The organism is Alteromonas sp. 14N.309.X.WAT.G.H12 (assembly GCF_036697315.1).
Lineage (GTDB): Bacteria > Pseudomonadota > Gammaproteobacteria > Enterobacterales > Alteromonadaceae > Alteromonas.
The window spans coordinates 1-617 of the sequence record NZ_JBAHZB010000244.1 but is presented as its reverse complement, the minus strand read 5'-3'; the positions used below and the strand labels follow the sequence as shown (position 1 = coordinate 617).

Below are 617 nucleotides of genomic sequence, written 5' to 3'. Positions count from 1 at the left end.
GCCGTTGGCCGTGATGTTCCATGAGATGAAGTCCTCCAGTGCGCGGAAGCGTTCGCGGGCGTCGAACTCGCGGGGCAGGGCGACCATGATCTTCTTCGCGGGCCTCGCGTCGGAACGTTTCTCGGCCATCTCGACGGCGTTGAACAAACGCTCCGGGTCGAGGTACTCGCCGGGCGCGCCCTCGGGCAGCATCGTGCATACATGCTCGACGCGCTCCCTGCGGCCGAACCCGTTGAACGCCTCGCCGGTGCGCTCGTCGCGCATCCGACGCGAGGTGATGTACGAGCAGGAGGCGACGGCGCTGGAGCCGGCGGCACGGCTCACGTTCGACACGTGCAACGAGTAGATCGCCACGGGACTGTACTCCTTTCCGGGAATCCAAAGGGCCGGGAGGCCCGTTGGCCCTCCACCGGGGAGGTGGCCGGCACCCCGCCGGGACGGGGCGCGGATCCAAGCGGCGCACGCTTGGCCCCCACGGAGTGGCCCCTCGGGAGAGCGCGCTTACGCTGAATGTTACCACCGGTAACATGTAAGTGCGCCCTCACTGAAATTGAGGGACTTCCACCTGACCTTGCGGGGATGGTTCCGTTACCGGCGTGTCGGTCGACGCATAGAGC

The 617-nt window shown here is 66.9% G+C and carries 1 protein-coding gene; it reads right to left on the bottom strand.

Going from position 1 to position 617, the window contains the following annotated elements:
- Positions 1-354 (bottom strand): MobA/MobL family protein (locus V5298_RS20785; protein WP_332933308.1); only part of this gene is annotated, 354 nt, incomplete at its 3' end.
- Positions 355-617 lie beyond the last annotated feature (263 nt).